Below are 25,159 nucleotides of genomic sequence, written 5' to 3' on the forward strand. Positions count from 1 at the left end.
CTTGCCATGGAGGCATGTGACATGACGTTCCCCGTCCTCGCCCGCACCGCTCACCGCCACATCGACGTCAACGGGATCCGCGTCTTCTACCGCGAGTCGCTGCCCGACGCCCCCAACGCTCCCGTGCTGCTCCTCCTGCACGGCTTCCCGTCCGCCTCGCACCAGTTCCGGCGCCTGATCGACGTGCTCGGGACCCGCTACCGGCTGATCGCCCCCGACTACCCCGGATTCGGGCACAGCGACGTCCCGGAACCGGCGTCCACCGGCGGGGCGTTCGCCTACACCTTCGACGGGCTCGCCGACGTCATGGAGGGGTTCGTCCAGCGGCTCGGGCTCGGCCGCTTCGCCATGTACGTCTTCGACTTCGGAGCTCCGGTGGGATTCCGGCTGGCCCTGCGGCACCCGGAGTGGATCGCGGGCCTGGTCGTCCAGAACGGCAACGCCTACGAGGAGGGGCTCTCGGAAGGCGCCCGCGAGTTCATCGCGTTGCGCCCGGAGATGGAGGGCGCGGAGAAGACGGTCCGTGACCTGCTCACACTGCCGTCCACGCGCGGCCAGTACGAGGGCGGGACGAGCGACCCCGAACTCGTCGCCCCCGACGGCTGGACGCTCGACCAGCACTTCCTCGACCTGCCGGGCCGGACCAGACCCCAGATCGACCTCGCCTTCGACTACCACTCGAACGTCGAGCGCTATCCGGAATGGCAGGCGTGGCTGCGCGAGCACACCCCGCCCACCCTCATCGTGTGGGGACGGAACGACATGTTCTTCCCCGAACCAGGCGCCCGCGCCTACCTGCGCGACCTCCCGGACGCCGACCTCCACGTCCTCGACACCGGCCACTTCGCCCTGGAGGACCGGCTCCCCGAGATCGCCCCCCTCATCGCGGACTTCCTCCCCTTCCTCCGGTGAGGAGATGTCTTGACCTCCTCCCCCGCCCTAAAGGCGAGGGATTCCAACCGTCGCCGGTTGGTTTTCCTGCTTCGTCACCGACTGCCCCGTCTGGGAGGACTCCCGTTGAGGTCTTACACCGGCTCCACAGGCCGACACCGCCAGCCCGGCGGCCACAATGTTGCGTGCGGCGTTGACGTCCCGGTCGTGCCGGGCATCGCACCCGCCGCATTCCCATTCCCTCACGTTGAGGGGCATCTTCCCGGCGAGGGTCCCGCACTGCGAGCAGGTCCTGGAGGAGGGGAACCACCGGTCGATCACCACGAGTTCGCGGCCGTACCAGTCGGTCTTGTACTCCAGCATCGTCCGCAGTTGCCGCCACGCCGCGTCCGAAATCGCCCGGGCGAGATTGTGGTTGGCGACCATGCCCGCGACGTTGAGATCCTCGATCACGACCACTTGGTTCTCGTGGACGAGCCGAGTCGAGAGTTTGTGCAGGAAGTCCCGGCGCCGGTCGGTGATCCGGGCGTGGATCCGGGCGACCTTCCGTTTGGCCTTGTCCCGGTTGGCCGACCCCTTGGTCTTGCGGGCCAGCTCCTTCTGCGCGCGGGCGAGGCGTTCCCGGTCGCGGCGCTCGTGCCGGGGGTTGGCGACCTTCTCACCGGCCGACAGGGTCACCAGCGAGGTGACTCCGACGTCGACGCCGACGGCCTTGTCGACGGGGTCCAGGCGGGCGATGGTGTCGGTGCACAGGATCGACACGAACCACCGGCCGGCGCTGTCGCGCGACACCGTCACGGTGGACGGCTCCGCGGCCTCGGGCAGGGGCCGCGACCACACGATGTCCAGCGGGCCGCTCATCTTCGCCAAGTACAGCTCACCGTCGCGCCAGGTGAACGCCGACCGGGTGTACTCGGCACAGGCGCGCGACTTCTTGCGCGACTTGAAACGCGGATACCGGGCGCGTTTGTCGAAGAACGCCGCGAACGCGGCCTGCAGGTGCCGCAGCGCCTGCTGCAGCGGGACCGACGACACCTCGTTCAGGAACGCCAGGTCGTCGGTCTTCTTCCATTGGGTCAGCGCCGCCGAGGTGTCGACATACGACATGCGGCGCTGTTCGGTGTACCAGGCGCGGGTGCGTTCGGCCAGCGCCCGGTTGTACGCCAGGCGCGTGCAGCCGAACGTGCGAGACAGCTCCGCTGCCTGCTCGCCGGTGGGATAGAAGCGGTACTTGAACGCCCGCTTCACGGTGCGCGCCATGCCTCACATGATGGTACAAGATCAGTTAAGTTCCGGCCGGTGCGGCGGACGGCGGGAGGTATGGCGGCGCGCGGTATCGCCCGGCTGATTCGAGGTCCGGGTCCCGATCTCCCCGGGCAGCACGATCACCAAGCCACTCACGGCGGAGGTCGAGCCCGGTCCGGTCGAGATCAAGAGTTCACCGCCGGTGGACGGCGGCGAGGTGTTCTGGCTCGGCCGGAACGTGACCGTCGAGGACCTGCGGTCGCTGCCGTCCGACCCGGAGCGGCTCAAGGCCCGGCTGATGCGGTGGTACGAGGGGCGCGACACCTAGTCGGACCGGCCGATGGTCGGCGACGCGTGGCTCTACCGGTGGCCGGCGGCCTGGTGATGGTCATGCCGGTGCGTCCGGAGGTGCGGGCGGCCGGGTTCCGGATGCTGGCCGGGCTCCCGTCGGTGAAGTCCATCGGCGAGGTCACGGACCCGCTGGGCGGGACGGGGAACGCCATCGCCGTCGACGAGAAGACGCCCGGCGGCGTGATACGGCATCAGACGATCATCGACCTGTCCACCGGTACGGCGCTGGCCGACGAGATCATCATGCTCGAGCCCGCGGCCGGGGCGGAGACGCCCGCCGGATGGAAACTCGGCTCCACGACCGCGGTCAGCGCGGAATGGACGGACTCGGCCCCACGCTGACCCGTTTATGGGAAGGGACGGCGCCCACCCGGTGCCGTCCCTTTCGGGTGGCCGCGGGAGCGTTAGTGGCCGGGATGTGATCAGGCGCTTTTGGGGGTCCGGCGGGCGGTTTTCTGGGCGGCCCTGCGCTGCGCGGCGGTCGCCCTGGCGCGGTTGAGGCTTTCCCTGACCTTGGCGGCGCCGCGCGCCGCGGTCACGGTGTCCTTGGCGCGGCCGGCGTAAACCGCGAGGACCTCCGCGACGGGCGGCGGCTGCCATTCCTCCTTCAGGACGAGGGGTACGACGGGCAGGACGGGGACTGTGGTCGGGGCGGAGTTTCCAGGCACGGGGACGAGCGCGAGATGCGATTGGCAGTGCGGGCACTGCACCCCCGGGTGGGTGTCTCTGCTCATAACTGGAATCATTACGCAAGGGTCTGACAAAACAAGGGCGCTGCCCTTTTGGCGTGATCCCGGTTATGTGTTCGGGCCGCCCGTGTGCGCGGTCTGCGTGTTGTCGGAGTGGTTGTCGGGACGGTCGTCTCGGCCGTGGTCGTAGCGCAGGAATGACGCGCCGCAGAACAGCAGCGCCGCGATGACCGCGAGCCAGGCCACGACGCGTACCGTCCGTCCGGTGCCGCGGCGCCGGCCCGGCTCGCCGGAGGCGGTCGCGGGCGGGCGGTCGCCGGTGATGCGCAGGGACTCCGGCCGGCGCGGCACCGGGAAGTCGCATTCGCTGAGGTCGACGTCGGTGAGCTGCAGGAGTTCCGCGTCGGTCTCTCGCAGGGACGTGATCCGTACGCCCGCCGGGCCCGTCCACAGCGGCTCGGTGAGCCCCTGGATGGGGTGGTGCAGCGAACGCACGGACGCCGTCCCCGCGAAGAGGGCGTCCGCCAAGTCCAGCTCGGCGTGGCGCAGCCGGAAGTCGGCCTCCCCGTGGACGGTCGCGCCCTGGGCCGTGACCTGCCGCGCCGCCGCGTGGACGCGCAGCCCGCCGTGCACGGTGGCGTCCGCGAGGACGATCCTGCCGCCCGCCACGAGCGGCCCGAGCCGCATCCCGTGGCGGAACCTCGCCCGTTCGAACCTGGTGTGCCGCGTCACCTGGACGCGTTCGAACGACGCGGCCCCGCCGAACCGCGCCGCCTGCATCGCCGCGTCCCGGCCGAACCTGGCGCCGTCGAAGCAGGCCGCGCCCATGAACACCGCGCGCCTGAACGAGGCGTCGACGTGCCAGTTCGCGTCGCCGAACAGCGCGTCCCCCGCGAAGACGGCCTCCTCGAACGAGGTGTGCTGGTGGAAACGCGCTTGGTGGAAGGAGACGTCGCGTCCGAACCGCACGTCACGGAACGAGGTGTTGCCGAAGAACCGCGCGCCGTAGAAGGACGCGGCCCCGAGGAAGCACGCACCGTCGAACGAGCTGTCCTGTTCGACGCAGAAGGCCCGCAGCGCCGCGTCGGACGGCAGCACCGCCCCGTCGAAGCGCGTACGTCCGAGGTGGGGTCGCCCGTCGGGGCCGGTGACGGCGTCCAGGACGGCCTCCAGCAGCCAGGAGGGGATGGTGACGCCGCGCAGGTCGACCTCGGTGCCGGGCCGGAGCGAACCCAGGAATCGTTCGAACTCGCGTGGACCCAGGTGAGCGGGGCAGCCGCCCGATGGCGCGACGGCACGTCCCGTACATTCCTTGACGGCTGAGCATCGCGGCCAGACCACCGTGGTGGGGGACGGTTCCTGAGGGGTCACGGTCATCGTTGTACCCACGCCTGCGGTCGCCGTAAGTCTCTCCTGACCGACAGGTCGGTACTCCCCTGCGGCCACCTTGTGCGGACACCCGGGTTCGCTCCCCCGCGGTCACCCCGTGCGGCGTAGTGTGAGGGTTTGTGGGGGAGCGGAGCCGGTGGGTCGCGGACGTCGACGCCCACCCCGGAGACGCACCCGACCTCGCCCGCGATGTTCTCGGCTGGCTCGTCGGCGCCGGGGTCGTGGTCGCGGAGCGGACCGACTGCGTGCTCGGCGACGTCCCCGGCGGGTACGCGCCCGGCCCGTCCGCCCAGACGATCGTGGCGGGCGATCCCGGCGCTTTCCCGGACGTGTGGCCGAACGGCCTGGAGGTCGATGTCGGCCGGAGCGCCTTCTACGGGAGGGTCGGCGAGGACGACCGCGTGACCTGCCCGCACTGCGGCGCGTGGCTGCCGTTCGAGGCCGTCCTTCCGGAGGTGGAGGAGTGGCTGGAGGGCGGCCCCGGCTCGCTGGCCTGTGCCCGCTGCGGGGCGTGGACGGGCCTCAACGGGTGGATCTGGCCGGTGCCGTGCGCGTTCGCGGAGCTGGGCCTGCGGTTCTGGAACTGGCCGCCGCTGGCGGGGACGTTCGTGGACGAGCTGGCCCGCCGCCTCGGCCACCGGCTGATAACAGGCGAATCCGGCCCGTAGCCTGGACGAGTCACGCCCGCCCACCCGGACGGAACCTCAGCCGAGGCCACAGGTTCAGGGGGGCGCTCCCCTGGGCGAACAAAGTGTGATCAGCGGGAACCCAGGGCATGATCGAAGTGTCTGATACTTCGGCTAAACGTCCGAGTTCGACTCCCGTTCATCTTGCTCAGGGAAAATAACCGGTATGACCGTCAATCCAGGACAACTCCCCCATCATCGCGCCGAAGCGCTCCCGGACGACCGCTTCCTCGACCGGGAGGAGAGCTGGCTCAGATTCAACCAGCGTGTCCTGGAACTCGCCGAGGACCCCGGCCTGCCGCTGCTCGAACGGGTCCGGTTCCTGTCGATCTTCTCCAGCAACCTGGACGAGTTCTTCATGGTCCGCGTCGCCGGCCTCGCCCGCCGGATGGCGACCGGGCTCGCCGTCCAGTCCGCCAGCGGCCGGCAGCCCCGCGAGGTCCTCGAACGCACCGGCGAGGTCGCGCACGGGCTGATGCGGCGGCACGCCGCCTGCTTCCGCGACGGGATCCGCCCCGCGCTCGGCGACGAGGGCATCGACATCCTGCGCTGGGACGAGCTGGCCGAGACCGAGCGGGAGCGGCTGCGGCGGCTGTTCCGCGACCGGATCTACCCCGTCCTCACCCCGCTCGTCGTCGACTCCGCGCACCCGTTCCCCTACATCTCGGGCCTGTCGCTCAACCTCGCGGTGATCGTCCGCGACCCTGAGACCGACGCCACGCTGTTCGCCCGCGTCAAGGTCCCGCCGCTGCTGCCGCGCTTCATCGAGGCGTCCTCCGACCGGTTCACGCCGCTGGAGGACGTCATCGCCGCGCACCTCGGCCAGCTGTTCAGCGGGATGGAGGTCGTCGAGCACCACGCGTTCCGCGTCACCCGCAACCAGGACCTGGAGATTGACGACGACATCAGCGAGGGGCTCCTGCAGGCCCTCGAACGCGAACTGCTGCGCCGCCGGTTCGGCCCGGTCGTCCGGCTGGAGGTCGAGGAGTCGATCTCCGAGGGGGTCCTGGACCTGCTGACCTCCGAGCTGGCCGTGGACGAGGGCCAGATCTACCGCGTCGTCGGTCCCCTCGACCTCGGCGGCCTCGCGTCGATCGCCGACCTCGACCGCCCGGACCTGAAGTACCCCCCTTTCGTCCCGTCCAAGGAGGCGCTGCCCGAGGACGCGAGCATCTTCAGCGCCATCCGTGAACGGGACGTGCTCGTCCACCACCCCTACGACTCGTTCACCACGACCGTCCAGCGGCTGATCGAGGACGCCGCGACCGACCCGCGCGTCCTGGCGATCAAGCAGACGCTCTACCGGACCAGCGGCGACTCCCCGATCGTGGACGCGCTGATGAACGCCGCCGAGGCCGGCAAGCAGGTCGTGGTCGTCGTCGAGCTGAAGGCCCGCTTCGACGAGCGCGCCAACATCGCCTGGGCCCGCAAGCTGGAGACGGCCGGCTGCCACGTCGTCTACGGGTTCGTCGGGCTGAAGACCCACTGCAAGCTCGCGCTGATCGTCCGGCAGGACGCCGAGGGACAGCTGCGCCGCTACTGCCACATCGGCACCGGCAACTACCACCCGAAGACCGCCCGCCTCTACGAGGACTTCGGGCTCCTCACCGCCGACCCCGAGGTCGGCGAGGACGTCAGCGCCCTGTTCAACCACCTCACCGGCTACTCGCGGCAGAACTCCTACCACCGGCTGCTCGTCGCGCCGAACAGCCTGCGGTCCGGGCTCGTCCAGCGGATCGAGCACGAGATCGACAACCGGCGGGCCGGGCACGCCGCCCGGATCCGGATCAAGTGCAACTCCCTCGTGGACGAGGTGATCATCGACGCGCTGTACCGGGCGTCGCAGGCCGGGGTCCCGGTGGACGTCTGGGTCCGGGGCATCTGCGCGGTGCGTCCCGGCGTGCCCGGACTATCGGACATGATCCGGGTGCGCAGCGTCCTCGGCCGGTTCCTGGAGCACTCCCGGGTGTTCGCGTTCGAGAACGGCGGCGAACCCGAGGTGTGGATCGGCAGCGCCGACCTCATGCACCGCAACCTCGACCGCCGCGTCGAGGCGCTCGTCACCGTCACCGACCGGGCACAGCGGGACGAACTGCTGTCCCTCATCGACCGGGCCATGGACGGCGGCACCGACGCGTGGGAGCTCGCCGGCGACGGCACCTGGACGCGGCTCACTCCTCATCCCGGCGAGACGCTCCAGGACATCCAGACCCATCTGGTCAGGAGCCGTCGGTGGAGGACCGTCGATGGCTGAACCCGTCACCCCACCGGAGACCGAGGTCGTGTGGGCCGCCGGTGCGCTGCTGTGGCGGGACGGCCCCGAGTTCGCGGTGATCCACCGTCCCCGCTACGACGACTGGTCGTTCCCCAAGGGCAAGGTCGACAAGGGCGAGCACGTGCTGCGGGCCGCCGTCCGCGAGATCGAGGAGGAGACCGGCATCGTCCCCCGCCTCGGCCGCCGCCTGCCCACCAGCACCTATGCGGTCGGCGACCGCACCAAGCGGGTCGACTACTGGGCCGCCCGCCCCACCGCCCCGGCCGTGTTTACCCCCAACGACGAGGTGGACGAGCTGGTCTGGCTGCCGGCCGCCGAAGCCGAGGCCAGGCTCAGCTACCGGCACGACATCGACCTGCTCCGCGAGTTCCTGCGCGGCCCCCCGCACACCTCGCCGCTGGTGATCCTGCGGCACGCGTCCGCCGGGGAGAAGCGCGACTGGCGCGACGCCGACGAACTGCGGCCGCTGGACGCCGCGGGCCGCGCCGAGGCGGCACGCCTCGCGGACCTGCTGCACGCCTACGGCCCCGCACGGCTGGTCAGCTCCGCGACGGCCCGCTGCCTGGAGACCGTCCTGCCCTACGCGCGTCTCACCGGCACGTCCATCGTCACCGACGCGGCGTTCACGGTCGGCGACACCCGCCCGGGCACGGCGACGGACAGGCTGCTGTCCCTGGTCGCGGACGGCGCGCCGGCCATCGTGTGCACCCACGGCGAGGTCGTCTCCGAACTCGTCACCGGCCTGTGCAGGGAAACGGGGGAGAAGGTCCCCGACGACCCGACCCTGCGCAAGTCGGAGTTCTGGGTGGCGCACCTCGCCGGCGGCTCGATGCCCGCCCTGGAACGCCACACCGCTAGAACGACGGCCCGAGGGTCTGCGACCAGGTAGTCGACAGGCGGTCTCGCGCGCCCTCGGCCTGGCACCGTTCATGCCCGTACAGGACGCCCAGGGTGAACGCCTCCTCCGGAACCCTGGTGCGCTTGGCGGCCGCACCCAGATGCTCCATGGCGATCACGCCGTCCTGGTAGCCGCCGAGGACCTCCTGGATGCGCTTGGCGTCCTTCACCACCCGCTTCGCGCCCACACCCAGCACCGGCACCGCAAGCTCGGCCGCGTACCGCGCCCGCTTGGCCGACTTGCGGGTCTCGTGCCGCGCCACATCGGGATCCTTCGCGCCCTTGATCGACGCGTAGTCCTTGGCCATGCGGTCCCACGCCCGCGTGACGAAACCGGGCAGCTCCTTGCGGGCCTTCTTGTCCGCCCCCTCCGCCAGCGGCGGTTCGGCGATCAGCCTGTCGAGCTCGTCGAGCAGCGCGAAGTACCTCGGCTCCTTGAGGGACGCGTTCATCCGCCGGTACGCGGTCTGCTCCCGCCTCTCCAGGTCCTCCAGCAGGAACGCGGGCGCCTCGACGAAACGCATCCGCAGCACCTCGAGGTCGCGCACCTCGCCGAGGACGGCGGCCAGCCACCGCAGCTCCGGCCCCAGCGGCGCGGTCCGCTCCGCGTCCAGGACGGTGCGGTAGCTGCGCAGGGCGCTCCTCATCCGCCGCGTCGCCACCCGCATCCGGTGGACCGCGTCCTCCTCGCCCAGCCGCGCCTTCGGATCGAACGCCACCACGGCCTCGACCTGCTCGGCGAGGTAGGCCAGGACGACCTCCCCGGTAGTGATGGACGGCCCCTTCCCGTTGGACGTCGCCGCCGCGATCCGCGACCTCGCCGCCGTCCGCGTCGCCGCGGCCTCCGACGGCAGGACCGCCTCGCCGAGCAGCCGTCCCAGCTTGGACGACGACTGCGCCTTCCGCGCACCGCTCTTCCGCAGCCGCTTGCCCGCCGCCTTCAGCAGCTCGGCCGTGCCGTCCCTCAGCTCGACCTCGATCTCCCGCCACCGCTCGGGTTCCGCGCCGTCCCCGCCGCCCCGGCCCGTCACCAGGTCGTCGGCGACCTCCACCAGCTCGGCGCCGTCCTCCCCGAGGAGCCGGACCACCGTCCTGCGGGTCTCCAGCGTCGCGACGGGACGCAGCTCCTCCCCCCGCGTGTACGCCGCGACGAGCCCCGCCAGCCGCGCGGGCACGACCAGCGGGCGCCCCAGCGGAGCCCGCAGCTCCTGCCTGCTGTCCGGCCCGGCCGGCATCTTCAGATGCCACCCCGCGTCCGGTCCGCCCCGCCGGCGCCGCAGCGTGATCCCGTTCGCCGCCAGCCGCAGGTCGGCGGTATCGAAGTAGCTGGCGTGCAGCTCGTGGACCTCGGGCTCACCCGCCGACACCACGCCCGGCAACCCGTCCAGCTCCGGCAGGACGAAGTCGGCGGCGGCATCGTACTTCTGCTCGATCTCGAGATGCCTTTCGGCCACGCTCTGCTCCTCCAAGACGACCCGGCAATGACGCACACCCAGGTGACAAGCATTTCACGCCCAGGTGAACAACGACAGAAACCTTGTGGTCAAGCCTTTGCGCCTAGCATGCGCGTGTGCGAACACTGGTGCTCTGGGACATCGACCACACCCTCATCAACGCGGGCGGGCTGAGCGCCGAAATCTACGCCATGGTGTTCCACCGTCTCATCGGGCACCCACCCGAGAAGATCGCCCCCATGGCCGGACGCACCGACCGCGCCATCACCATCGACACGCTCCGGCACCACGGCATCGACCCCGCCCCCGACCTGATGGCGGCCTTCACATCGGCCCTCGCCGAATCCTTCGCCGCCCGCCAGGACGAATTCACCGACAGAGGCTACGTGCTGCCGGGTGCCAACCCCGCACTGAAAGCCCTGGCCGACCGTCCCGACGTGATCCAATCGGCCCTGACGGGCAACATGAAGCAGATCGCCGTCTGCAAACTCACCGCTTTCGCCCTCATCGACTTCTTCGACCTGGAAGCGGGCGCCTACGCATGGACGGCATCGAGCGCCCGCCCCTGGTGAAGCTCGCCCGGCAACGCGCGGCCCGCCGGTACGGCGAGGAGTTCGGCGCGTCCAACACCGTCCTGATCGGCGACACTCCCCACGACGTACGCGCGGGCCACGAGGGCGGCGCACACGTGGTCGCCGTGGCGACCGGCGCGACCTCCGCCCCGGACCTGCGCCTCTCCGGCGCCGAAGTCGTCCTCCCCGACCTCACCGACACACCGAGGGTCGTCCAGGCGATCCTCCAAGCCTGACCACCGGCCGCAGCCGGGCAGGTGGCGGTCAAGCGGCAGTGCCGACGCCGCGGCCTTCCGAGCGTCACCGCCCCGCCGAGACGGGCGCCGTCAGGAGCCGGTGAGGTGGTACTTCATGCCCATGTGGGAGGGGCGGAAGCCGATCTTCTGGTAGAAGCGGATGGCGTCGGGGCGCTGGCGGTCGGTGGTGAGCTGGACGACGCGGCAGCCCCGGGTGCGGGCCTGGTCGATGGCCCAGTTGATCAAGTCCTGGCCGACGCCGAGGCCGCGTTGCTCGGCGGCCACGCGGACGCCTTCGATCTGGGCGCGTTCGGCGCCGGTGTAGGTGAGGCCGGGGATGAAGGTCAGTTGCAGCGTTCCGGCGATCTCGCCGCCGACCTCCGCGACGATCAGGCTGTTGTTGGGGTCCTTCTCGATCGCGGTGAAGGCCGTGAAGTACGCCTCCGGTATCTCGTCCCCGGGTGTTTCGCGGGTGGCTCCCAGGGGATCGTCGGCGAGTAGCCGGACGATCTGGGGCAGATCGGCCACCGTCGCCTCGCGGAAGGTCACTTCTTGATCACGCTGCACACCTCACAGGTTAGCCGGACGGTAATTTGCAACGTTCACGAATGTCTTGTAGTACTACGAGTTGTAGTACTACGCTGAGTGGAGACCACCCCGAGCCGGTCTGCCGGTGGTCTCGTCGCCGCGCAGGGAGAAGCCAATGCACAACAACGAGCACGAGGAACACTGGAGCGACCACGCCATCTGCCGCGGTGCCGACCCGGACCTGTTCTTCCCGATCGGCTACTCGGCACCGGTGCTTCAGGCGCAGGAGGACGCGGCCAAGGCGATCTGCGCGAACTGCCCCGTGAAGGCCGAATGCCTAGCGTGGGCGCTGCGGGTCGGCGAACCCGACGGCATCTGGGGCGGCACGACACCGGAGGAGCGCCGCTACCTGCGCCGGACGGCCGATGCCCCCATGCGGCGCCCCCTGCCGATCATCGTCGTCCGTGGGGACGCGTCCGAGTCGGAGCACGCGTCCGCCGCCTAAGGGAGGAGGGCCACCTTGCCCACCACGCGGCGGTTCAGCAGGTCGTCCACGACCTGGGCCGTCGACGCCAGAGGTTCGGTACGGGGAGCCACGGGGGCGAGGTCGCCCTTGGCGACCATGCTGAGAAGCTCGTCCAGCAGCCGGCGCTGTTCTTGAGGGTGGGTCATCGACCAGGCGCCCCAGTCGACACCGACGATCGTGCGGTTGCGCAGGAGCACCTGGTTCAGGGGGAGGGACGGGATGTCCCCCGAAGCGAAACCGATCACGACGTAGCGGCCCCGTTCGCGAAGTGCGCGCAGGGCGGGTTCGGCCAGGGGGCCGCCGACCGGATCGTAGATCACGTCCACTCCGCCGTCCGACCAGGCGCGGGCGGCCGACTTGACGTCTTCGGCACTGCTCACCGTGGACTCGGCGCCGGCGGAGCGGGCCGCCTCCTGCTTGGCCGGTGTGGAGGCGGCCGCGAGGACCCGTGCGCCGAGAGCCGTGGCGACCTGGATCGCCGCCAGCCCCACACCGCCGCCGGCGCCGAGGACGAGCACCGTCTCGCCCGGCTGAAGGGCGGCGCGGTCGCGGAGGGCGAACAGGGCCGTGCTGTAGCTCTGGGTGAACGTCGCGGCGCGCGGAAAGTCCAGCTCGTCCGGGATCGGGACGGCCGAGGCGGCGGGCACGGCCACGTGCGTCGCGAACCCGCCCAGCCCGCACATGGCGAGGACGCGCTCACCGGACGGCAGAGTCCCCGCGACCTCACTGCCCGGGACGAACGGCAGCGGCGGCTTGATCTGATACCGCCCCTGGACGAAGAGGGCGTCCACGTAGTTGACCCCGGCGGCCTCCACGGTGACGAGGACCTGGCCGGGCCCCGGGACGGGCGGTTCGGTCTCCCTGACGGCGATGGAGCCGAGTTCCTCACAGATCGCAGCGCGCATCCGTCCAATATGCCGGAGGCCACGCCGGGAACCGGGACCAGGGGCACCTTCCGGACGTCCCACGCGTTGACTGTGCAGGGTCGTCGACACTTACGGTGGCTGATCGTGATTATTAAGGCCGCAAACCCGGACTTTCAGGGCGCGCGTAGGCCGACAATTACCGGCACTTTTAACACGATCTTGCAGTATCGTGTTAAGCGTGGCCCAGGTGATCAGGCGGGCGTACAAGTACCGCTTCTACCCGACCACCGAGCAGGCGGATCTGCTGAACCGCACGTTCGGGTGCGTCCGCCTGGTCTGGAACAAGGCCCTGGCCGAGCGGACCCGCCGGTACACCGACGAGGGAAAGAGCACCTCGTACGTGGACACGGCCAAGTGGCTCACCGCCTGGAAGCGGGATCCCGAGTTGGCGTTCCTGTGCGAGGTGTCCAACGTCCCGCTCCAGCAGTGCCTGCGCGCGCAGCAGAACGCCTTCACCAACTTCTTCGCCAAGCGCGCCGGGTATCCCCGCTTCAAGTCCAAGCGCAAGTCGCGCAGGTCGGCGACGTTCCAGAACAACGCCTTCACCTTCCGCGATGGGGCGTTGAAGCTGGCCAAGACTGCGGAACCGCTGAGCGTCGTGTGGCACCGTCCGTTGCCACCCGGCGCGGAGCCGTCCACGGTGACGGTGTCGCAGGACGGTGCGGGCCGCTGGTTCGTGTCCCTGCTGGTCGAGGAGACGGTCGCGGCGTTGCCGGGCACGGAGGCCGTGGTGGGGATCGATGCGGGGCTGACCCATCTGGTGACGTTGTCCACCGGGGAGAAGGTGGCCAACCCCCGGCACGAACGGGCCGACCGGCGCAAGCTGGCCAAGGCCCAGAAGGACGTGTCCCGCAAGGTGAGGGGGTCGGCGAATCGGGACAAGGCCCGGGCGCGGGTGGCGCGGATCCATGCCCGGATCGCCGACCGGCGCCGCGATCACCTGCACAAGCTGTCCACGAGGCTGGTACGCGAGAACCAAGCGCTGGCCATCGAGGACCTGAGTGTGCGCAACATGCTCGGCAACCATTGCCTGGCGCGGGCGATCGGCGATGCGTCGTGGTCGCAGTTGCGGAGCATGCTGGAGTACAAGTCCGGCTGGTACGGGCGGGAACTGCTGCTGGTGGACCGATGGTTTCCGTCCTCGAAGTTGTGCTCTGCGCCGGGGTGTGGCCATATGAACGACATGGTGCCGCTGAACGTGCGGTCGTGGAGGTGCCCGCGATGCGGCACTCTGCACGACCGGGACGTGAATGCGGCGAAGAACATTCTGGCCGCCGGGCTGGCGGACAGGTGAAACGCTTGCGGAGGGCCGGTAAGACCGGCCCCGGAGGACTCCGGGGAGGCACGGCCCGATGAAACAGGAAACTCAAACTCGCGAGGGAATGAAGCCACTCCCTTCAGGGAGGGGAGAAGTCACATGAGCTATGTCCCCGAGCAGCAACGCTCCGACGGGCTCGCCAAGCTCGGCGCTCGTGCGCTGTCCTCGGCGGTTCTGATCGGGTCCGTGACCGCGGTGATGTGGGTGCTGGAGGCGTTCGACTACACGGCGGGCGGATGGCTCGACCGGTTCGGCATCCAGCCGCGGGACGTGAACGACCTGCCGGACATCTTCACCGCGCCGTTCATGCACGGCGGGTTCGGGCACCTGATGGCGAACACCGTCCCGTTCCTGATCCTCGGATTCATCGCGGCGGCGCGGGGGATCGCCAAGTTCCTGGCCGTCAGCCTGATCATCATCGTGGTCGGCGGGCTCGGCGTGTGGTTCACCAGTTCCGCCAACACGCTCGGATCCAGCATCCTGATCTTCGGCTTCTTCGGCTACCTGGTCGGACGCGGGATCTTCGAGCGGCGGCTGATCGACATCGGGATCGCCGTCGCCGTCGTGGCCGTCTACGGGACGATGCTGCTCGGCGTCATCCCCGGCGACCCCGGCATCTCGTGGCAGGGCCACCTGTTCGGGCTGATCGGCGGTGTGCTGGGCGCCTGGTTCCTGCGCCGGAGCTGAATCAGCTCGGCCGGACGGTGACGTCGGAGACGACCGCGTCGCGGGACGTCTCCAGTGCCGACACGAGTACCCGCGCCACAGTCGCGGGCGCCGCGAAGTCGTCCTCGGCGTAGGGGTGGCCTTCCTGGGCGCGCACCCTCCGCTGCATCTCCGTGGCCGTCCGCCCCGGGTAGACGGTCGTGACGCGCAAGGACGGCTCTTCGGCGCGCAGGGAGTCGGCCAGGGCACGCAGGCCGAACTTGCTCGCCGCGTACGCCGACCACTCCGGGTTCGCGCGCAGACCGGCCGTCGAGTTGACGAAGACGACGTGGCCCTTGGCGGCGCGCAGCGCGGGCAGAAGCAGCCGGGTCAGCTCCGCCGCGGACACCAGGTTGACCGACAGGTGCTCGATCCACTCGTCCGCTTCCGTGTCCGCCACCCGCGCCAGGTGCACCATGCCCGCGGCGTGGACGACGCCGTCCAGCCGCGCGGGGACCCCGGCCGGCGCGAGGGACGCCTCGATGCGCCGCGGCTCCGTCAGGTCCAGCGGGATCGTGCTGATGGACGCGCTCCGCGGCGGTGAGGGGACCGCGCCCGGGTTGATGACCTGGGTGGCGGCGTTCGCGCCGCCGCGCAGGGACTTGGCCAGCCCGTCGAGGCGGTCGGGCGAGCGGCCGGCGAGGACGAGGTCGTGCCCGCGCTCGCGCAGCAGTTCGGCGACCGCGGTGCCGATGCCGCCGGTCGCCCCCGTGATCAGATACGTGCCCATGAGGTTCCATTCTCGTTGATCCCCTACTTCGGTGGACGCCCGGGGCGGCCCGTTGGTTCGGGGTTCGTGTTCGGGGTGCGTTTCAGGGGTCGGGGGCCGGGAGGGTCAACGCGCGCCCGTGCTGGGACGCAGGACCCGCGCCGTCCCGGCGATGAGCGCGGTGGCGAGCACCCAGCCCGTCGTGACGAGCCCGTACGCCACCCAGCGGGACCAGTTCACGGCGTCGTAGGACAGCTGCTGCCCGAACGTGTCGAGCGGGATCAGCAGGTCCAGGGTGTAGATCAGCGCGTGGAACGCCGGTAGCTCGTCGCGCGGCTTGACGGGACGCGGATGCTCGATCGAGAACACCGTCGTCCCGATGGCGAGCAGCGACGCGAACCACGCGAACGCCAGCCAGGGCCGGTAGCCGAAACCGACCGTCCAGTCCAGGAGGTGGTTCCACGCCTTGCCGATCGGGTTCAGCCTGCGGCGGCGCGCGCGGAGCTTGGCGAGCTGCACCTTGCGGGCGAGGTCGTCGTGGCCGATCCCGTGGTACCAGGCGGCGAGCTGCTCGTACGGCTGGAGATGGAACTCCTTGTCGCGGGACACCCAGCTGAGGCGGTCCTTGAACTCGGCGCCGCGCAGCGTCTCGTACGTCATGCCGTTCAGGTACAGCTCGTCCGGCCAGACGGACGGATGGTCCATGAGCAGGTCGATCCGGGAGTACGACAGCGACACCCGGCCCTTGATCCGCTCCTCGGGCCACAGGAGCAGCTCGTCCGCCTGGATGTGGCTGGCGTGCAGCGCCATCCGTGCGGGGTCGCCGGAGTCGAGCCTCGCGCGGGAGAAGGAGAGGATGCCGTTGAAGCGCCCGCTGCGCAGCCGGATGGTGCCGAGCGCGGTGAATCCGCGGCTGAACTCGGCGGCGTCCTCGACGACCATGTTCATCGCGTCGAGCGCGAGGCGGCCGGGATTGGTGAGGGTCGTGCCCTCCATGAACAGCCCGCCGTTCATCCGGGCCCCGACGAAGCGGACCCCGCCGGTGATCTGCGCGTCCCGGATGAAGGTGCCGACCTCGACGACGAGGCCGCCGCTGAACAGCGCCCACTTCTCCGGGTCGGACGCGGTGATCGTCGTCCCGTTCATCCGCAGGCCCCCGGCGAGCTGCGCCCGCGGAAGCCGCACCTCGCCGTCGATCTGCGACCCCGACAGGCTGAGGTAGCCGTCCGCGCGCAGGCCGCCGCCGTCGAAGCCCGGCATCCAGCACCTGGCGAACCGCAGCTCCCGCGTCCCGGCGTTGGAGAAGTCGGGCTCCTCGACGATGCGGCAGTCCTCCAGCCGGAGCTCGTACTCGACGGAGCCGCCCGAGATGTCCATCTGCCCCATGATGTAGGCGCCGCGCAGCCGCACCGCCGCGACGGCTCCGGGACGCGGGTCCTGCGCGCCGAGCAGCAGACGGGTGATGGTCTCGGCGCGGACGATCCGGTCGGGCAGGGGGCCGGCGGGACGGTCGTCGCCGAGCACGACGGTGTCGCCGGTGGGGAACGCGGCCCAGAGGCGTCGTTCCGCGTCGTTCAGTCCGGGGGGCTGGGGCACGGGAACTCTTTCTACGCGCAGATCCCCTCCGCGATCAACATCGCGGAGGGGATCGGGTCGTCCGCCGGTCTCGCAGAGGCCTAGAAGATGCCCCTGCGGCGCCCGGCGTCCTGGAGGAACCCGCCGAGCTGCTGCTCCCAGTCGGTGTTGCCGACGGTCGCGTAGTCGACGGTGAACCGGCTGAACGCGTCGCGCCCCTCGGTGAACGCGCCGCCGCGCTTGTCGAGCTCCAGCACGACCTCCATGGACTGCGGGTACGCCACGAACGTCACCTCAAGCTGCTTGATGCCGCGCGCGAACTGCCCCGGAGGGTAGAACTCGATCTCCTGGTAGAACGGCAGCTCCTGGTGCACGCCCCAGATGCGGCCCTTCTCGCAGTCGGCGTTGCGGAACTGGAAGCCGAGGTTGGAGAACGCCGAGAGGATGCGCTCCTGCGCGGGCAGCGGGTGCACGGCGATCGGGTCGAGGTCGCCCGGGTCGATGGCCCCCGCGACCTCCAGTTCGGTGGCGACACCCACCGTGGTGCCGCGCAGTGGCTGCCCGTACATGTGGGTGAGGGGCGCCTCCCATGGGATGGGGAACTGGAAGGGGACGCTGTGCCGGGCGCCCTCCTGGAGGGTGAAGCCGCCGGCGACCGGCATCTTCGCGTACTCCAAGTTGGAGAGGTATTCGTTGTCGCCGGACTCGACCTCGACCCGGGTGCGCAGGGCGAGGTTCACCGACTTGATCTCGGAGTTGTACTGGCCGCCGATGATGGTGACTTCGCCCGTGATGGTGCCGCCCGGCGCGGTTTCCGGGTTGTGCAGGATCGTCTCGATCGACGGGCCGCCGATGCCGACCGCCTGCCGCAGCTTCTTGAAGACCAAGGTCCGTCCTCCCGTGTTCGAGCACTCCCGGGCGCTCTCGTCCCATTGCGTCCGGGCACTCTCGCCCCATAGACGCTGTGAGGGGAGGTTACGTTCCTCGAACGTGTTCGTGACCTGCGAATCGCCGGATTCGTCGGTTTCAGTGGCCGCCGGCGCCCGCCAGGTTGAGGCCGATGACCCCGATGATGATGAAAGCCAGTGCGGTGATCTTGGCGACGGAGACCTGGTCGCCCATGAGCAGCATGCCCAGGGCGGCGGTTCCGACGGCCCCGATGCCGACCCAGACCGCGTAGGCGGTGCCGACGTCGAGGTTCTTCAGGGCCAGGCTGAGCAGGCCGAAACTGGTCACGGCGAAGACGAGGAATCCGGCGGACTGCAGCGGCTCGGTGAAGCCCTTGCTGGCCTTCAGGCACAGGGCCATCGCGACTTCGAAGAGGCCGGCGATGATGACGAGGATCCAGGCCATGGTTCTGCTCCCGGTAGGCGAGGCGGCTACTTCACGCGTCGTCTTCGCCTGCCGGGTACGGCGCACCTCGTCCGGGAGGACCACAGGCCCTCGCCACCGTGAACGCCCCCGGCGCCCCGGGTGTTCCTCACCTCCGCAAGGCCGGCCAGGGCGCACGGCGTTTCGAGTTGCGAGACGAATTCCGGTTCGAGCCCGCCGGCACTTTCACCTCATCGCCGTTACCTGACACGGTGGGGTCGACGGTGAACAACGACATGAGGGTGAACGTGCCGTGGTCGGCGACGGCCGTGAGACTCCCGCCGAGGGCCTCGATCCGGGCATGGAGGTTGGCCAGGCCGGCGGGAGGACACTGATCTGCTGGCCGGTTTGGCCGCCGCTCTGCGCCGTCATTGGTGATCCGCACCCGCACTTCACCGTGGACGACGGCGATGTCGAACGTGCAGGTCTCCGCCCTGGCATGCCGGATGATATTGGTCGCCGCCTCCCGCACGATGATCCCTACCAGGCTGTCCACGCTGCGAGGGATGTCGCCGGCGTTGTGTCTGACGGTGACGGTGGCCCCGCCGGCCTCGAGGATGGCGCGGGCGGCGAAGAGTTCGTCGCGGCATGTGACGTTGTCCGGTGCGGTGGCGAAAGTGCGGACCTCGGTGAGCGCCTGCTCGGCGCTGTGCTGCGCCTGGATGAGGTGATCGTGGGCCTGGGCGGGATCGGCCGCGCTGGTTCGGATGGCGAGCTCGATCTTGAGCTTGATGACGGACAGGTGGAAGCCGAGCAGGTCATGGATGTCCCGAGCGAGCCGGAGCCGCTCGGTGACGACGGCCACTCGAGTCAGTTCGTCTCGGGGGTGACCTCGGGCAGGTTGTGCAACGCGTACATGATGGCAGCCCAGTACAGAACGCCGGAAGCGAGGTAGATCCCGGTCCAGGGCCCCTCGTAATAGGAGAAGAGCGCGAAAGTGGTGACGCTGTTGGCTGCCACCGCGAACCACGACCACAGTGCGGGCATCCGGACGAACGCGGCGCCTCCGGCCAGAGCAATGAATATCCAGACCGAGCGGTCCGGGAAGAACATCAGCGTGGCACCGACGATCAGACTGATCTGGGCGGCGAGGATGACCGGCCACCACCGAACCGCGGTGCCACTCGGCCGGGGGGATCCGAGATGAAGCTGGAGCGCCGCTACCGCGAGGACGACAAGGATCCCCACGATCAGGTGCTCCGGGACGCGCTCGTCCGAAAACATGTTGACCGCTGAAGTGGCGACGAAGTCGGCCACGATCAGGAGATGCGCCCACGCGGCAAAGCGAACTCCAACGCCGGCGGGTGCCTGACGTGTGGGTACCGAGCCGTCCAGGCTGATGTTGCGGTGGATGTGGGCGATGGTCCGGGCGTCTTTGGCTGCCTGGGAGGCCAATCCACCGATGACGGTGAGGTGGGCGTGGCTGAAGGTCGACTCCGTGAGCGCCTGGCGTGATTGCCTGATGATGGCTGACAACCGGCTGCCGACATCAATGCTGAGCCGGTCGGCCGCGCGCAACCGCTCTGCCTCGACTTCGACGTCGGCGAGCCGCCGTCCGTCCTCGCGGGTCTGCCGTACGAGCTGGGCCAGCCGGACGATCGCGAAGATCGCGAATCCGTTGGCCACATTGACGGACACGGCATACACGAACATCAGGGCCGACGCAGAGAAGTACCCGCAGAGGGCGGCGTCCCCGACGGCGACGACTGCGAACAGCACCCCCGCGAGGCGTCGCGGCAGGACCAGGAGTATCCCGGCGCAGAGGAATATGCCGGCCATGCCCCAGCCCTGCCCGATCACCAGGTAGGGCGCGAACACCGCGGTCGCCTGGACGCACAAGAGCAAGGCCGGGTGCCCGCGCCGCATGATGAGGAACGCCAAGGCGATGACGAGGACGACGGTCGCTAGGACACCGATGACGGCCAGGTCGAGAGAGCCTCGCATAGTAGTCGAGCGATTGCAGGTAGTAAATGATCCGCGCTACGAACACCAGGCAGACGGCCCCGAGCGCCTCCTGCCAGGCGAACCCTGATCGCCGCGTCACAAGGTCCCCTGTTCCAGCTCAGCGTCGAGCCGGTCGAGTGTCACGGCCTGGACGCTCTGACTGCCCAGCAGCTCCAGCCCCGAGTCCAGCCAGTACACGAAATCGCGCGCTGCAAGTACCGGAAGGCTCCAGCGTTACGCGCGAACTTACCTTGTCATAGGGTGACCTGGAAAGACTTGGTTGGGTGACGCTGGGGGCATGCTGTGATTCGGGTCCTCATAGCCGAAGACGTCCGCATCCTCCGTGAGGCCTTGATCGACTTGATCGACTTGATCGGCTATGAGGACGACATCGAGGTGGTCGTAGCGGTCGGGACGGGCGATGCCATCGTGCCGGCGGCCCTGCGGGAACGTCCCGATGTCGCCGTGATCGACATCGAGCTGCCCGAGCGCGACGGCCTGGACGCCGCGGCCGAACTGCGCGACCTGCTCCCAGAGTGCCGGACGCTGATTCTCACCGGAATCGGCCGGCCCGGGAACTTGCGTCGCAGTGCCGGGGCGGACGTCGCGGGCTTCATATTGAAGGACTCCCGGCCGCAGGATCTGGTGGCGGCGATCCGGACGGTGGCGGCCGGTGGCCGGGTGATCGACCCGCAGCTCGCGTATGCCGCATTGGCCGTCTCCGACAACCCGCTGACCGAACGCGAAGCCGATGTGCTCAGGCTGACCTCGGAAGGCTCGAATCCGCGTGAGATCGCGGTGCGGCTCCACCTCGGATACGGCACGGTGCGGAACTACCTGGCCACGGCCGTGACCAAGCTCGGCGCGCGGAATCGGGTGGACGCCATCCGGATCGCGAAAGAAGCGGGCTGGACCTGATGAGGGCGGCGTTGAAGGCTTCGAGGGCGGTGGAGGTGACGTCGTGGCCGTCGGCGAGGAGGTCGGCGGCGTCGAGAAGGTGGTGGGACGCCTTGCGCATCCCGCTCGTCACCGGGGAACCGCGGAAACCGTAGGCGGACTCGAAGGCGACAAGCCGGCCGCCGTGGAGCTTGCGGACGCCGGCGCACCGGGCCCCCCGACTTCATCGACACCGTTTACCTCCTCGTCTCATGGGAGAAGAGTGCACGACGGGCCCACCGGACGTCCCGGTGGACCCGTCCCGGCCGGTTGTTCACGGGGCGGCCGGTTCCGCCGCGGCCGCGCGGGTCCGCTTGGGCACCAGGACCAGCGCGAGCCCGGCCGCGACCCACAGCGACAGGACCAGCAGCGGTCCGCCGAGTGCGCTGCCGTCGAAGTAGACGGTATTGCGCACCGCGTTGATCGCGGCCGACACCGGCAGCCACTCACCCAGCGCCGCGTACCACTCGGGGATGAACAGCGGCCCGATCGGCCCGCCGCTGGCGGGGACGCCGATCGGCACCAACAGCAGCACGGTCAGCCCCGCCGCGGGCGGGCCCCCCACGCGCAGCGCCCCGGCCGTGAACGCGCTCACCGCGAACACCAGCAGGCTGCCCAGGCCCCACAGCGCCCAGGGCGCCCCGACCAGCGCGCCGGTCAGCCCCGCCGCGACCCAGGCGTTGACTCCGCCCAGCACGACCGACCCCGCGGCCAGCAGCCCGATCCGCTGCCCCGCGCCCGCCGCCGGCACCGCGAACGCGAGCATGACCGCCAGTATCACCGCGGGGATGACCGTCGTGATCACGAAGAAGATCGACGACACCCCGTTGCCGTCGTCGGCCGGCAGCGGCACCACGTCCTCGACGGCGACCGGCTGCCCGGTGGCCTGCCCGACCCCCTGGAACGCCTGAGTCAGCACCGCGTTCTCGATCTTCCCGTTCGCGCCCGCGATGACCAGGGAGGCCCCGCCCCGGCCGGGCACGAAGACCGCGTCCACGTCCCGGTCCAGCAGCGCCGCCCGCGCGTCCTGCTCGCTGCCGTACGCGGTGAGGTCGAACGCGCCGTCCCTGCGCTCGTCCATCATCGCGCCCAGCCGGTCCACCGCGTTCTCCGGACCGACCACCGCGACGGGCACCCCGTGCGGCTCCGGGCTGTGCAGGGCCCCCAGGAACGACCCCGCGAACAACATCCCCAGCAGCGCCACCACCACCATCACGGCGATGGGCTTACCCCGCTCATGCATGGCCATCAGACCCAGACTTCGTCGATGGAGACGGCGCGGATCTCTTCCTCCGCGGGCAGACGTTCCGGCCCCAGCCACTCGCGACCGGCCAGGCCGTCGGTCGGATAGTGCACGCAGAACGCCTCCACGTCCTCGCGGATGTCGAAGGCACCGCGCACACCGGCCGGCATATAGAGCGACTCTCCGACTCCCGCCGTCTTGACTTCGCCTCCCACGCGTACCGTCAGACTTCCCCTGGTCACTACGGCGATCTCGTCGTACGCCCACAGGAAGTCGAACCGCACTCCTTTGCGGAAGCGGATATAGGCCAACCCGAGGTTGGAACCCTCATCTTCATCCGCGATGTAGCCGACATACGCCTGATGGTCGCCGACCTGCATCCACTCGGGCACGTCTTGGACGCTGAGTTTCTGGATCGCGGTGGGTTCGAAGACCATGGTGGTCCCCCCTGCTTTCGCTGAATCGGCCCGCATGGGCCGCTGACTGCTCATTCCCTACGTTGGCAGTCGACCAGCCGCGCGCACAGTGACCGCTGCATCGTTGGCCGTGCACTTTGCATTTCCAGGTGGCGCCGTCGGCGGCACCGGGGCGGCATCGATGGTGAGCGACGCGATGAGGGTGAACGTGCCGTGATCGGTGACGGCTGTGAGACGTCCACCGAGGGCTTCGGTCCGCGCGCGGAGGTTGGCCAGGCCGGTGGCCGGGCGGTGGTCTGTCTGCGGGTGCGGGCGGTCCGCGCCGTCATTGGTGATCCGCGCCCGTACTTCCCCCTCGGCAGCCGTGATCTCGAACGTGCAGATCTCTGGCCTGGCGTGCCGGATGATGTTGGTCGCCGCTTCACGGACGATGATGCCCAACAGGTTGTCCACGTCGCGAGGGAGCCGGCCGGCGTCGTACCTGACGGTGACGGAGGCACCACCGGCTTCGAGGATGGCGCGTGCGGCGGAGAGTTCGTCGCGGCAGGTGACGTTGCCCAGTGCGGTGGCGACTGTGCGGAGTTCGGCGAGCGCCTGTTCGGCGCTGCGCTGCACCTGGATGAGGTGGCCGCGAGCCTCGGCCGGAGCGGCCTCCCCGGTCCGGAGGGCGAGCTCGATCTTGAGCTTGATGACGGACAGATGGAAGCCGAGCAGGTCGTGGATGTCACGAGCGAGCCGGAGCCGCTCGGTGATGACGGCGACTCGAGTCAGTTCGTCGCGTGTGGCGTGGAGACGACGGGTGATCTCGGGCAGGTTGTGCAACGCGTAGATGATGGCGGCCCAGTACGGAACGCCCATCGCCATGTACACCGCGCCCCAGACCCCTTCGGCGTCCAGCATGATTGCGAAGCCGGCGACGGCGGTCACCGCGAGCGCCGCCCACGACCACGGTGCTCGCATCCGGATGAGCATGGTGCCGCTGGCGAGTAGCAGGAAGATCGAGATTGCGCGCCCGGTGTCGGGGGCCAGCAGCGCGATGCCGACGAGCAGGCCGACCTGGGCCGCCAGGGCGATCGGCCACCAGCGAGGCACTCCGCAGCCCACCCGGGGGGAGCCCAGATAGAGCTGCAGTACCACCACCGCGAGGACGACGGCGATCCCCACGGCCGCGTGTTCGGGAACGCGCCAGTTCCAGAACAGGTTGACGAGGGAGGTGGCGAGGAAGCGGGCCACGATCAGCAGATGCGCCCACCTGGCGAACCGAAGCTCGACGCCGACGGGTGGCTGTCGCGTGGGCGTTGAGCCGACCAGGCCCAGTTTGCGGTGGATGTCGGCGATCATCCGGGCATCGGTGGCCGCCTGATGGGCGAGCCCACCCAGGAGGGTCAGGCGGCGATGGTCGAGCGCGGGCGACGCGAGCGCTTCGCGGGTCTGACCGATGAGGGTCGACAGCCGGGCGCCGACGTCGGCGCGGAGACGGTCGGCCGCACGCAACCGCTCTGCCTCGACCTCGATGTCGGCCAGGCGCTGCCCGTCCTCATGCGTCTGCTGCACAAGATGAGCCAGCCGGACCACCGCGAAGATCGCGAATCCACCGGCCACGTTGATGAACACGAACGACGCAAATATCAGGGGGGACGGGTGGAAGTACCCGGCGAGTCCGGCGTCAGCGACGGCGACCACCGTGAACGGCACCCAGGAGGCGCGCCGTGGCGCTGTCAGCAGGATGCTCGCACACAGCACCGTGCCGGCCCGGCCCCAGCCCTGGCCGACCACCAGGTAGGGCGTGAACACCGCCGCCGCCTGGATGCCCAGCAGCAACGCCACGTTCCCGCGCCGCACGATGAGCAGCACCAGGGTGGTGGCCAGAACGACGATCGTCGCGACACAGAACGCCGCCAGGCCGGCAGACCATTTCGCGTGAAAATCGAGCGCTGCCAGGTGATAGACGGTCCGGGTCGCGAACAGCAGGAAGACGACCCCGAACGCGACCAGCCCGGCGAACCGCGGTTGGAGTATCACCATGTGTCCCCCCGCTCCGGCTCACCGCTGATTCCGGCTGCTCCGCCGTCGCGCCGCGCCGGCGTGAGGCGACCTCTGTGGCGACGCGCGCCGCCCACGGCTCACTATAAGGCCGTGACCGGCCACGCCGCCGAATGCGGACAACGCTGCCGCCGCATCGCCGCCGGCGGGCGCGGACGAAGTTCGCCGCGTCCTCGATGCCGCCGCGAGCGAAGGGGCCGCGCTTCCCGGGGGTCCGGTCGTGCCACCGGGTTC

General features: G+C 69.9%; 27 protein-coding genes and 1 riboswitch. Of the genes, 12 read left to right on the forward strand and 15 right to left on the reverse strand.

Annotated elements, in window-relative coordinates:
- The first annotated feature begins 21 nt into the window (after nt 1–21).
- The gene (locus ACTWPP_RS24015; protein ID WP_443106583.1) at nt 22–912 is read left to right on the forward strand and encodes an alpha/beta fold hydrolase; all 891 of its coding nucleotides are present in this window, start codon (nt 22–24) and stop codon (nt 910–912) included.
- A 27-nt stretch (nt 913–939) separates the two neighbouring features.
- Here ACTWPP_RS24015 and ACTWPP_RS24020 read toward each other — a convergent pair whose 3' ends face one another.
- Nucleotides 940–2,151, reverse strand: coding sequence for an RNA-guided endonuclease InsQ/TnpB family protein (locus ACTWPP_RS24020; protein ID WP_443106584.1), 1,212 nt, complete (start codon nt 2,149–2,151; stop codon nt 940–942).
- 187 nt (nt 2,152–2,338) lie between these two features.
- Between ACTWPP_RS24020 and ACTWPP_RS24025 the strand changes: the two genes are divergently transcribed.
- Nucleotides 2,339–2,464 carry a hypothetical protein gene (locus ACTWPP_RS24025; protein ID WP_443106585.1) on the forward strand — a complete coding sequence of 42 codons (126 nt, stop codon included), beginning with the start codon at nt 2,339–2,341 and terminating at the stop codon, nt 2,462–2,464.
- A gap of 26 nt (nt 2,465–2,490) precedes the next feature.
- Nucleotides 2,491–2,829, forward strand: a complete 339-nt coding sequence (locus tag ACTWPP_RS24030) for a hypothetical protein (RefSeq protein ID WP_443106586.1) — start codon at nt 2,491–2,493, stop codon at nt 2,827–2,829.
- Between the two features lie 80 nt (nt 2,830–2,909).
- Here ACTWPP_RS24030 and ACTWPP_RS24035 read toward each other — a convergent pair whose 3' ends face one another.
- Together ACTWPP_RS24035 and ACTWPP_RS24040 are read right to left on the reverse strand one after the other, a co-directional pair.
- Nucleotides 2,910–3,221, reverse strand: coding sequence for a hypothetical protein (locus ACTWPP_RS24035; protein ID WP_443106587.1), 312 nt, complete (start codon nt 3,219–3,221; stop codon nt 2,910–2,912).
- A gap of 63 nt (nt 3,222–3,284) precedes the next feature.
- Nucleotides 3,285–4,547, reverse strand: a complete 1,263-nt coding sequence (locus ACTWPP_RS24040) for a pentapeptide repeat-containing protein (protein ID WP_443106588.1) — start codon at nt 4,545–4,547, stop codon at nt 3,285–3,287.
- Between the two features lie 137 nt (nt 4,548–4,684).
- Between ACTWPP_RS24040 and ACTWPP_RS24045 the strand changes: the two genes are divergently transcribed.
- The 3 genes from ACTWPP_RS24045 to ACTWPP_RS24055 all read left to right on the forward strand — a co-directional run bounded on the left by ACTWPP_RS24045 (nt 4,685) and on the right by ACTWPP_RS24055 (nt 8,415).
- Entirely contained in the window at nt 4,685–5,233 is a 549-nt protein-coding gene (locus ACTWPP_RS24045) for a hypothetical protein (protein ID WP_443106589.1), read from the forward strand.
- A gap of 184 nt (nt 5,234–5,417) precedes the next feature.
- Nucleotides 5,418–7,505, forward strand: coding sequence for an RNA degradosome polyphosphate kinase (locus ACTWPP_RS24050; protein WP_443106590.1), 2,088 nt, complete (start codon nt 5,418–5,420; stop codon nt 7,503–7,505).
- Nucleotides 7,498–8,415, forward strand: a complete 918-nt coding sequence (locus ACTWPP_RS24055) for an NUDIX hydrolase (protein WP_443106591.1) — start codon at nt 7,498–7,500, stop codon at nt 8,413–8,415. The genes ACTWPP_RS24050 and ACTWPP_RS24055 overlap by 8 nt, the downstream gene beginning before the upstream one ends.
- On the opposite strand, the gene ACTWPP_RS24060 is transcribed toward ACTWPP_RS24055, so the two are convergent.
- Complete coding sequence (locus ACTWPP_RS24060; RefSeq protein WP_443106592.1) at nt 8,381–9,877, reverse strand: CYTH and CHAD domain-containing protein; 1,497 nt, start codon at nt 9,875–9,877, stop codon at nt 8,381–8,383. The two genes, ACTWPP_RS24055 and ACTWPP_RS24060, sit on opposite strands and share 35 nt — an antisense overlap.
- A gap of 116 nt (nt 9,878–9,993) precedes the next feature.
- Between ACTWPP_RS24060 and ACTWPP_RS24065 the strand changes: the two genes are divergently transcribed.
- Together ACTWPP_RS24065 and ACTWPP_RS24070 are read left to right on the forward strand one after the other, a co-directional pair.
- The gene (locus ACTWPP_RS24065; RefSeq protein ID WP_443106593.1) at nt 9,994–10,449 is read left to right on the forward strand and encodes an HAD family hydrolase; all 456 of its coding nucleotides are present in this window, start codon (nt 9,994–9,996) and stop codon (nt 10,447–10,449) included.
- A complete protein-coding gene (locus ACTWPP_RS24070; RefSeq protein WP_443106594.1) occupies nt 10,419–10,685 on the forward strand; it encodes an HAD hydrolase-like protein in 267 nt (88 codons plus the stop codon). The genes ACTWPP_RS24065 and ACTWPP_RS24070 overlap by 31 nt, the downstream gene beginning before the upstream one ends.
- Nucleotides 10,686–10,775: 90 nt before the next feature.
- Here the strand turns inward: ACTWPP_RS24070 and ACTWPP_RS24075 are convergent, their stop codons facing one another.
- Nucleotides 10,776–11,234: a GNAT family N-acetyltransferase gene (locus tag ACTWPP_RS24075; RefSeq protein WP_443106700.1), complete on the reverse strand. Its 459-nt coding sequence runs from the start codon at nt 11,232–11,234 to the stop codon at nt 10,776–10,778.
- 154 nt (nt 11,235–11,388) lie between these two features.
- Here ACTWPP_RS24075 and ACTWPP_RS24080 point away from each other — a divergent pair, with 154 nt between their 5' ends.
- Entirely contained in the window at nt 11,389–11,718 is a 330-nt protein-coding gene (locus ACTWPP_RS24080) for a WhiB family transcriptional regulator (RefSeq protein ID WP_443106595.1), read from the forward strand.
- Here ACTWPP_RS24080 and ACTWPP_RS24085 read toward each other — a convergent pair.
- Nucleotides 11,715–12,644, reverse strand: coding sequence for an NADPH:quinone oxidoreductase family protein (locus ACTWPP_RS24085; protein WP_443106596.1), 930 nt, complete (start codon nt 12,642–12,644; stop codon nt 11,715–11,717). The two genes, ACTWPP_RS24080 and ACTWPP_RS24085, sit on opposite strands and share 4 nt — an antisense overlap.
- A 199-nt stretch (nt 12,645–12,843) precedes the next feature.
- On the opposite strand from ACTWPP_RS24085, the gene ACTWPP_RS24090 reads away from it, so the two are divergent.
- Together ACTWPP_RS24090 and ACTWPP_RS24095 are read left to right on the forward strand one after the other, a co-directional pair.
- Nucleotides 12,844–13,959: an RNA-guided endonuclease InsQ/TnpB family protein gene (locus tag ACTWPP_RS24090; protein WP_443106597.1), complete on the forward strand. Its 1,116-nt coding sequence runs from the start codon at nt 12,844–12,846 to the stop codon at nt 13,957–13,959.
- A gap of 123 nt (nt 13,960–14,082) precedes the next feature.
- Entirely contained in the window at nt 14,083–14,670 is a 588-nt protein-coding gene (locus ACTWPP_RS24095; RefSeq protein ID WP_443106598.1) for a rhomboid family intramembrane serine protease, read from the forward strand.
- A 1-nt stretch (nt 14,671) separates the two neighbouring features.
- Here the strand turns inward: ACTWPP_RS24095 and ACTWPP_RS24100 are convergent, their stop codons facing one another.
- The 6 genes from ACTWPP_RS24100 to ACTWPP_RS24125 all read right to left on the reverse strand — a co-directional run bounded on the left by ACTWPP_RS24100 (nt 14,672) and on the right by ACTWPP_RS24125 (nt 20,224).
- On the reverse strand, nt 14,672–15,418 hold the full coding sequence (locus tag ACTWPP_RS24100; protein ID WP_443106599.1) for an SDR family oxidoreductase: 747 nt from the start codon (nt 15,416–15,418) through the stop codon (nt 14,672–14,674).
- A gap of 105 nt (nt 15,419–15,523) precedes the next feature.
- Nucleotides 15,524–16,993, reverse strand: coding sequence for a hypothetical protein (locus ACTWPP_RS24105; RefSeq protein WP_443106600.1), 1,470 nt, complete (start codon nt 16,991–16,993; stop codon nt 15,524–15,526).
- Nucleotides 16,994–17,073: 80 nt separating this feature from the next.
- Nucleotides 17,074–17,859 carry a sporulation protein gene (locus ACTWPP_RS24110; protein WP_443106601.1) on the reverse strand — a complete coding sequence of 262 codons (786 nt, stop codon included), beginning with the start codon at nt 17,857–17,859 and terminating at the stop codon, nt 17,074–17,076.
- 139 nt (nt 17,860–17,998) lie between these two features.
- Complete coding sequence (locus ACTWPP_RS24115; protein ID WP_443106602.1) at nt 17,999–18,325, reverse strand: DMT family transporter; 327 nt, start codon at nt 18,323–18,325, stop codon at nt 17,999–18,001.
- A gap of 32 nt (nt 18,326–18,357) precedes the next feature.
- Nucleotides 18,358–18,420: riboswitch (guanidine-III (ykkC-III) riboswitch) on the reverse strand.
- 32 nt (nt 18,421–18,452) lie between these two features.
- Nucleotides 18,453–19,148 (reverse strand): sensor histidine kinase, encoded by a 696-nt coding sequence (locus tag ACTWPP_RS24120; RefSeq protein ID WP_443106603.1) that lies wholly within the window; start codon nt 19,146–19,148, stop codon nt 18,453–18,455.
- A 5-nt stretch (nt 19,149–19,153) separates the two neighbouring features.
- A complete protein-coding gene (locus tag ACTWPP_RS24125; RefSeq protein ID WP_443106604.1) occupies nt 19,154–20,224 on the reverse strand; it encodes a hypothetical protein in 1,071 nt (356 codons plus the stop codon).
- A 366-nt stretch (nt 20,225–20,590) separates the two neighbouring features.
- Between ACTWPP_RS24125 and ACTWPP_RS24130 the strand changes: the two genes are divergently transcribed.
- A complete protein-coding gene (locus tag ACTWPP_RS24130) occupies nt 20,591–21,205 on the forward strand; it encodes a response regulator transcription factor (protein ID WP_443106605.1) in 615 nt (204 codons plus the stop codon).
- Nucleotides 21,206–21,497: 292 nt separating this feature from the next.
- Here ACTWPP_RS24130 and ACTWPP_RS24135 read toward each other — a convergent pair whose 3' ends face one another.
- From ACTWPP_RS24135 to ACTWPP_RS24145, 3 genes are read right to left on the reverse strand one after another with little or no spacing between them, the layout of a single operon-like run.
- Entirely contained in the window at nt 21,498–22,472 is a 975-nt protein-coding gene (locus tag ACTWPP_RS24135) for a hypothetical protein (RefSeq protein WP_443106606.1), read from the reverse strand.
- A complete protein-coding gene (locus ACTWPP_RS24140) occupies nt 22,472–22,903 on the reverse strand; it encodes a cupin domain-containing protein (RefSeq protein ID WP_443106607.1) in 432 nt (143 codons plus the stop codon). The genes ACTWPP_RS24135 and ACTWPP_RS24140 overlap by 1 nt, the downstream gene beginning before the upstream one ends.
- A 57-nt stretch (nt 22,904–22,960) precedes the next feature.
- On the reverse strand, nt 22,961–24,703 hold the full coding sequence (locus ACTWPP_RS24145; RefSeq protein ID WP_443106608.1) for a sensor histidine kinase: 1,743 nt from the start codon (nt 24,701–24,703) through the stop codon (nt 22,961–22,963).
- Nucleotides 24,704–25,159 lie beyond the last annotated feature (456 nt).

Origin of the sequence: Actinomadura sp. 3N407, from assembly GCF_052245875.1 — a bacterium.
Lineage (GTDB): Bacteria > Actinomycetota > Actinomycetes > Streptosporangiales > Streptosporangiaceae > Spirillospora.

Excerpts from the sequence above, each read along its gene's own strand:
- ACTWPP_RS24055 (WP_443106591.1), top strand. The coding sequence starts at position 7,498 with ATGGCTGAACCCGTCACCCCACCGGAGACCGAGGTCGTGTGGGCCGCC.
- ACTWPP_RS24020 (WP_443106584.1), bottom strand. The coding sequence starts at position 2,151 with ATGGCGCGCACCGTGAAGCGGGCGTTCAAGTACCGCTTCTATCCCACC.
- ACTWPP_RS24100 (WP_443106599.1), bottom strand. The coding sequence starts at position 15,418 with ATGGGCACGTATCTGATCACGGGGGCGACCGGCGGCATCGGCACCGCG.
- ACTWPP_RS24115 (WP_443106602.1), bottom strand. The coding sequence starts at position 18,325 with ATGGCCTGGATCCTCGTCATCATCGCCGGCCTCTTCGAAGTCGCGATG.
- ACTWPP_RS24135 (WP_443106606.1), bottom strand. The coding sequence starts at position 22,472 with ATGGCCATGCATGAGCGGGGTAAGCCCATCGCCGTGATGGTGGTGGTG.
- ACTWPP_RS24035 (WP_443106587.1), bottom strand. The coding sequence starts at position 3,221 with ATGAGCAGAGACACCCACCCGGGGGTGCAGTGCCCGCACTGCCAATCG.
- ACTWPP_RS24085 (WP_443106596.1), bottom strand. The coding sequence starts at position 12,644 with ATGCGCGCTGCGATCTGTGAGGAACTCGGCTCCATCGCCGTCAGGGAG.
- ACTWPP_RS24015 (WP_443106583.1), top strand. The coding sequence starts at position 22 with ATGACGTTCCCCGTCCTCGCCCGCACCGCTCACCGCCACATCGACGTC.
- ACTWPP_RS24140 (WP_443106607.1), bottom strand. The coding sequence starts at position 22,903 with ATGGTCTTCGAACCCACCGCGATCCAGAAACTCAGCGTCCAAGACGTG.
- ACTWPP_RS24070 (WP_443106594.1), top strand. The coding sequence starts at position 10,419 with ATGGACGGCATCGAGCGCCCGCCCCTGGTGAAGCTCGCCCGGCAACGC.
- ACTWPP_RS24095 (WP_443106598.1), top strand. The coding sequence starts at position 14,083 with ATGAGCTATGTCCCCGAGCAGCAACGCTCCGACGGGCTCGCCAAGCTC.
- ACTWPP_RS24080 (WP_443106595.1), top strand. The coding sequence starts at position 11,389 with ATGCACAACAACGAGCACGAGGAACACTGGAGCGACCACGCCATCTGC.
- ACTWPP_RS24050 (WP_443106590.1), top strand. The coding sequence starts at position 5,418 with ATGACCGTCAATCCAGGACAACTCCCCCATCATCGCGCCGAAGCGCTC.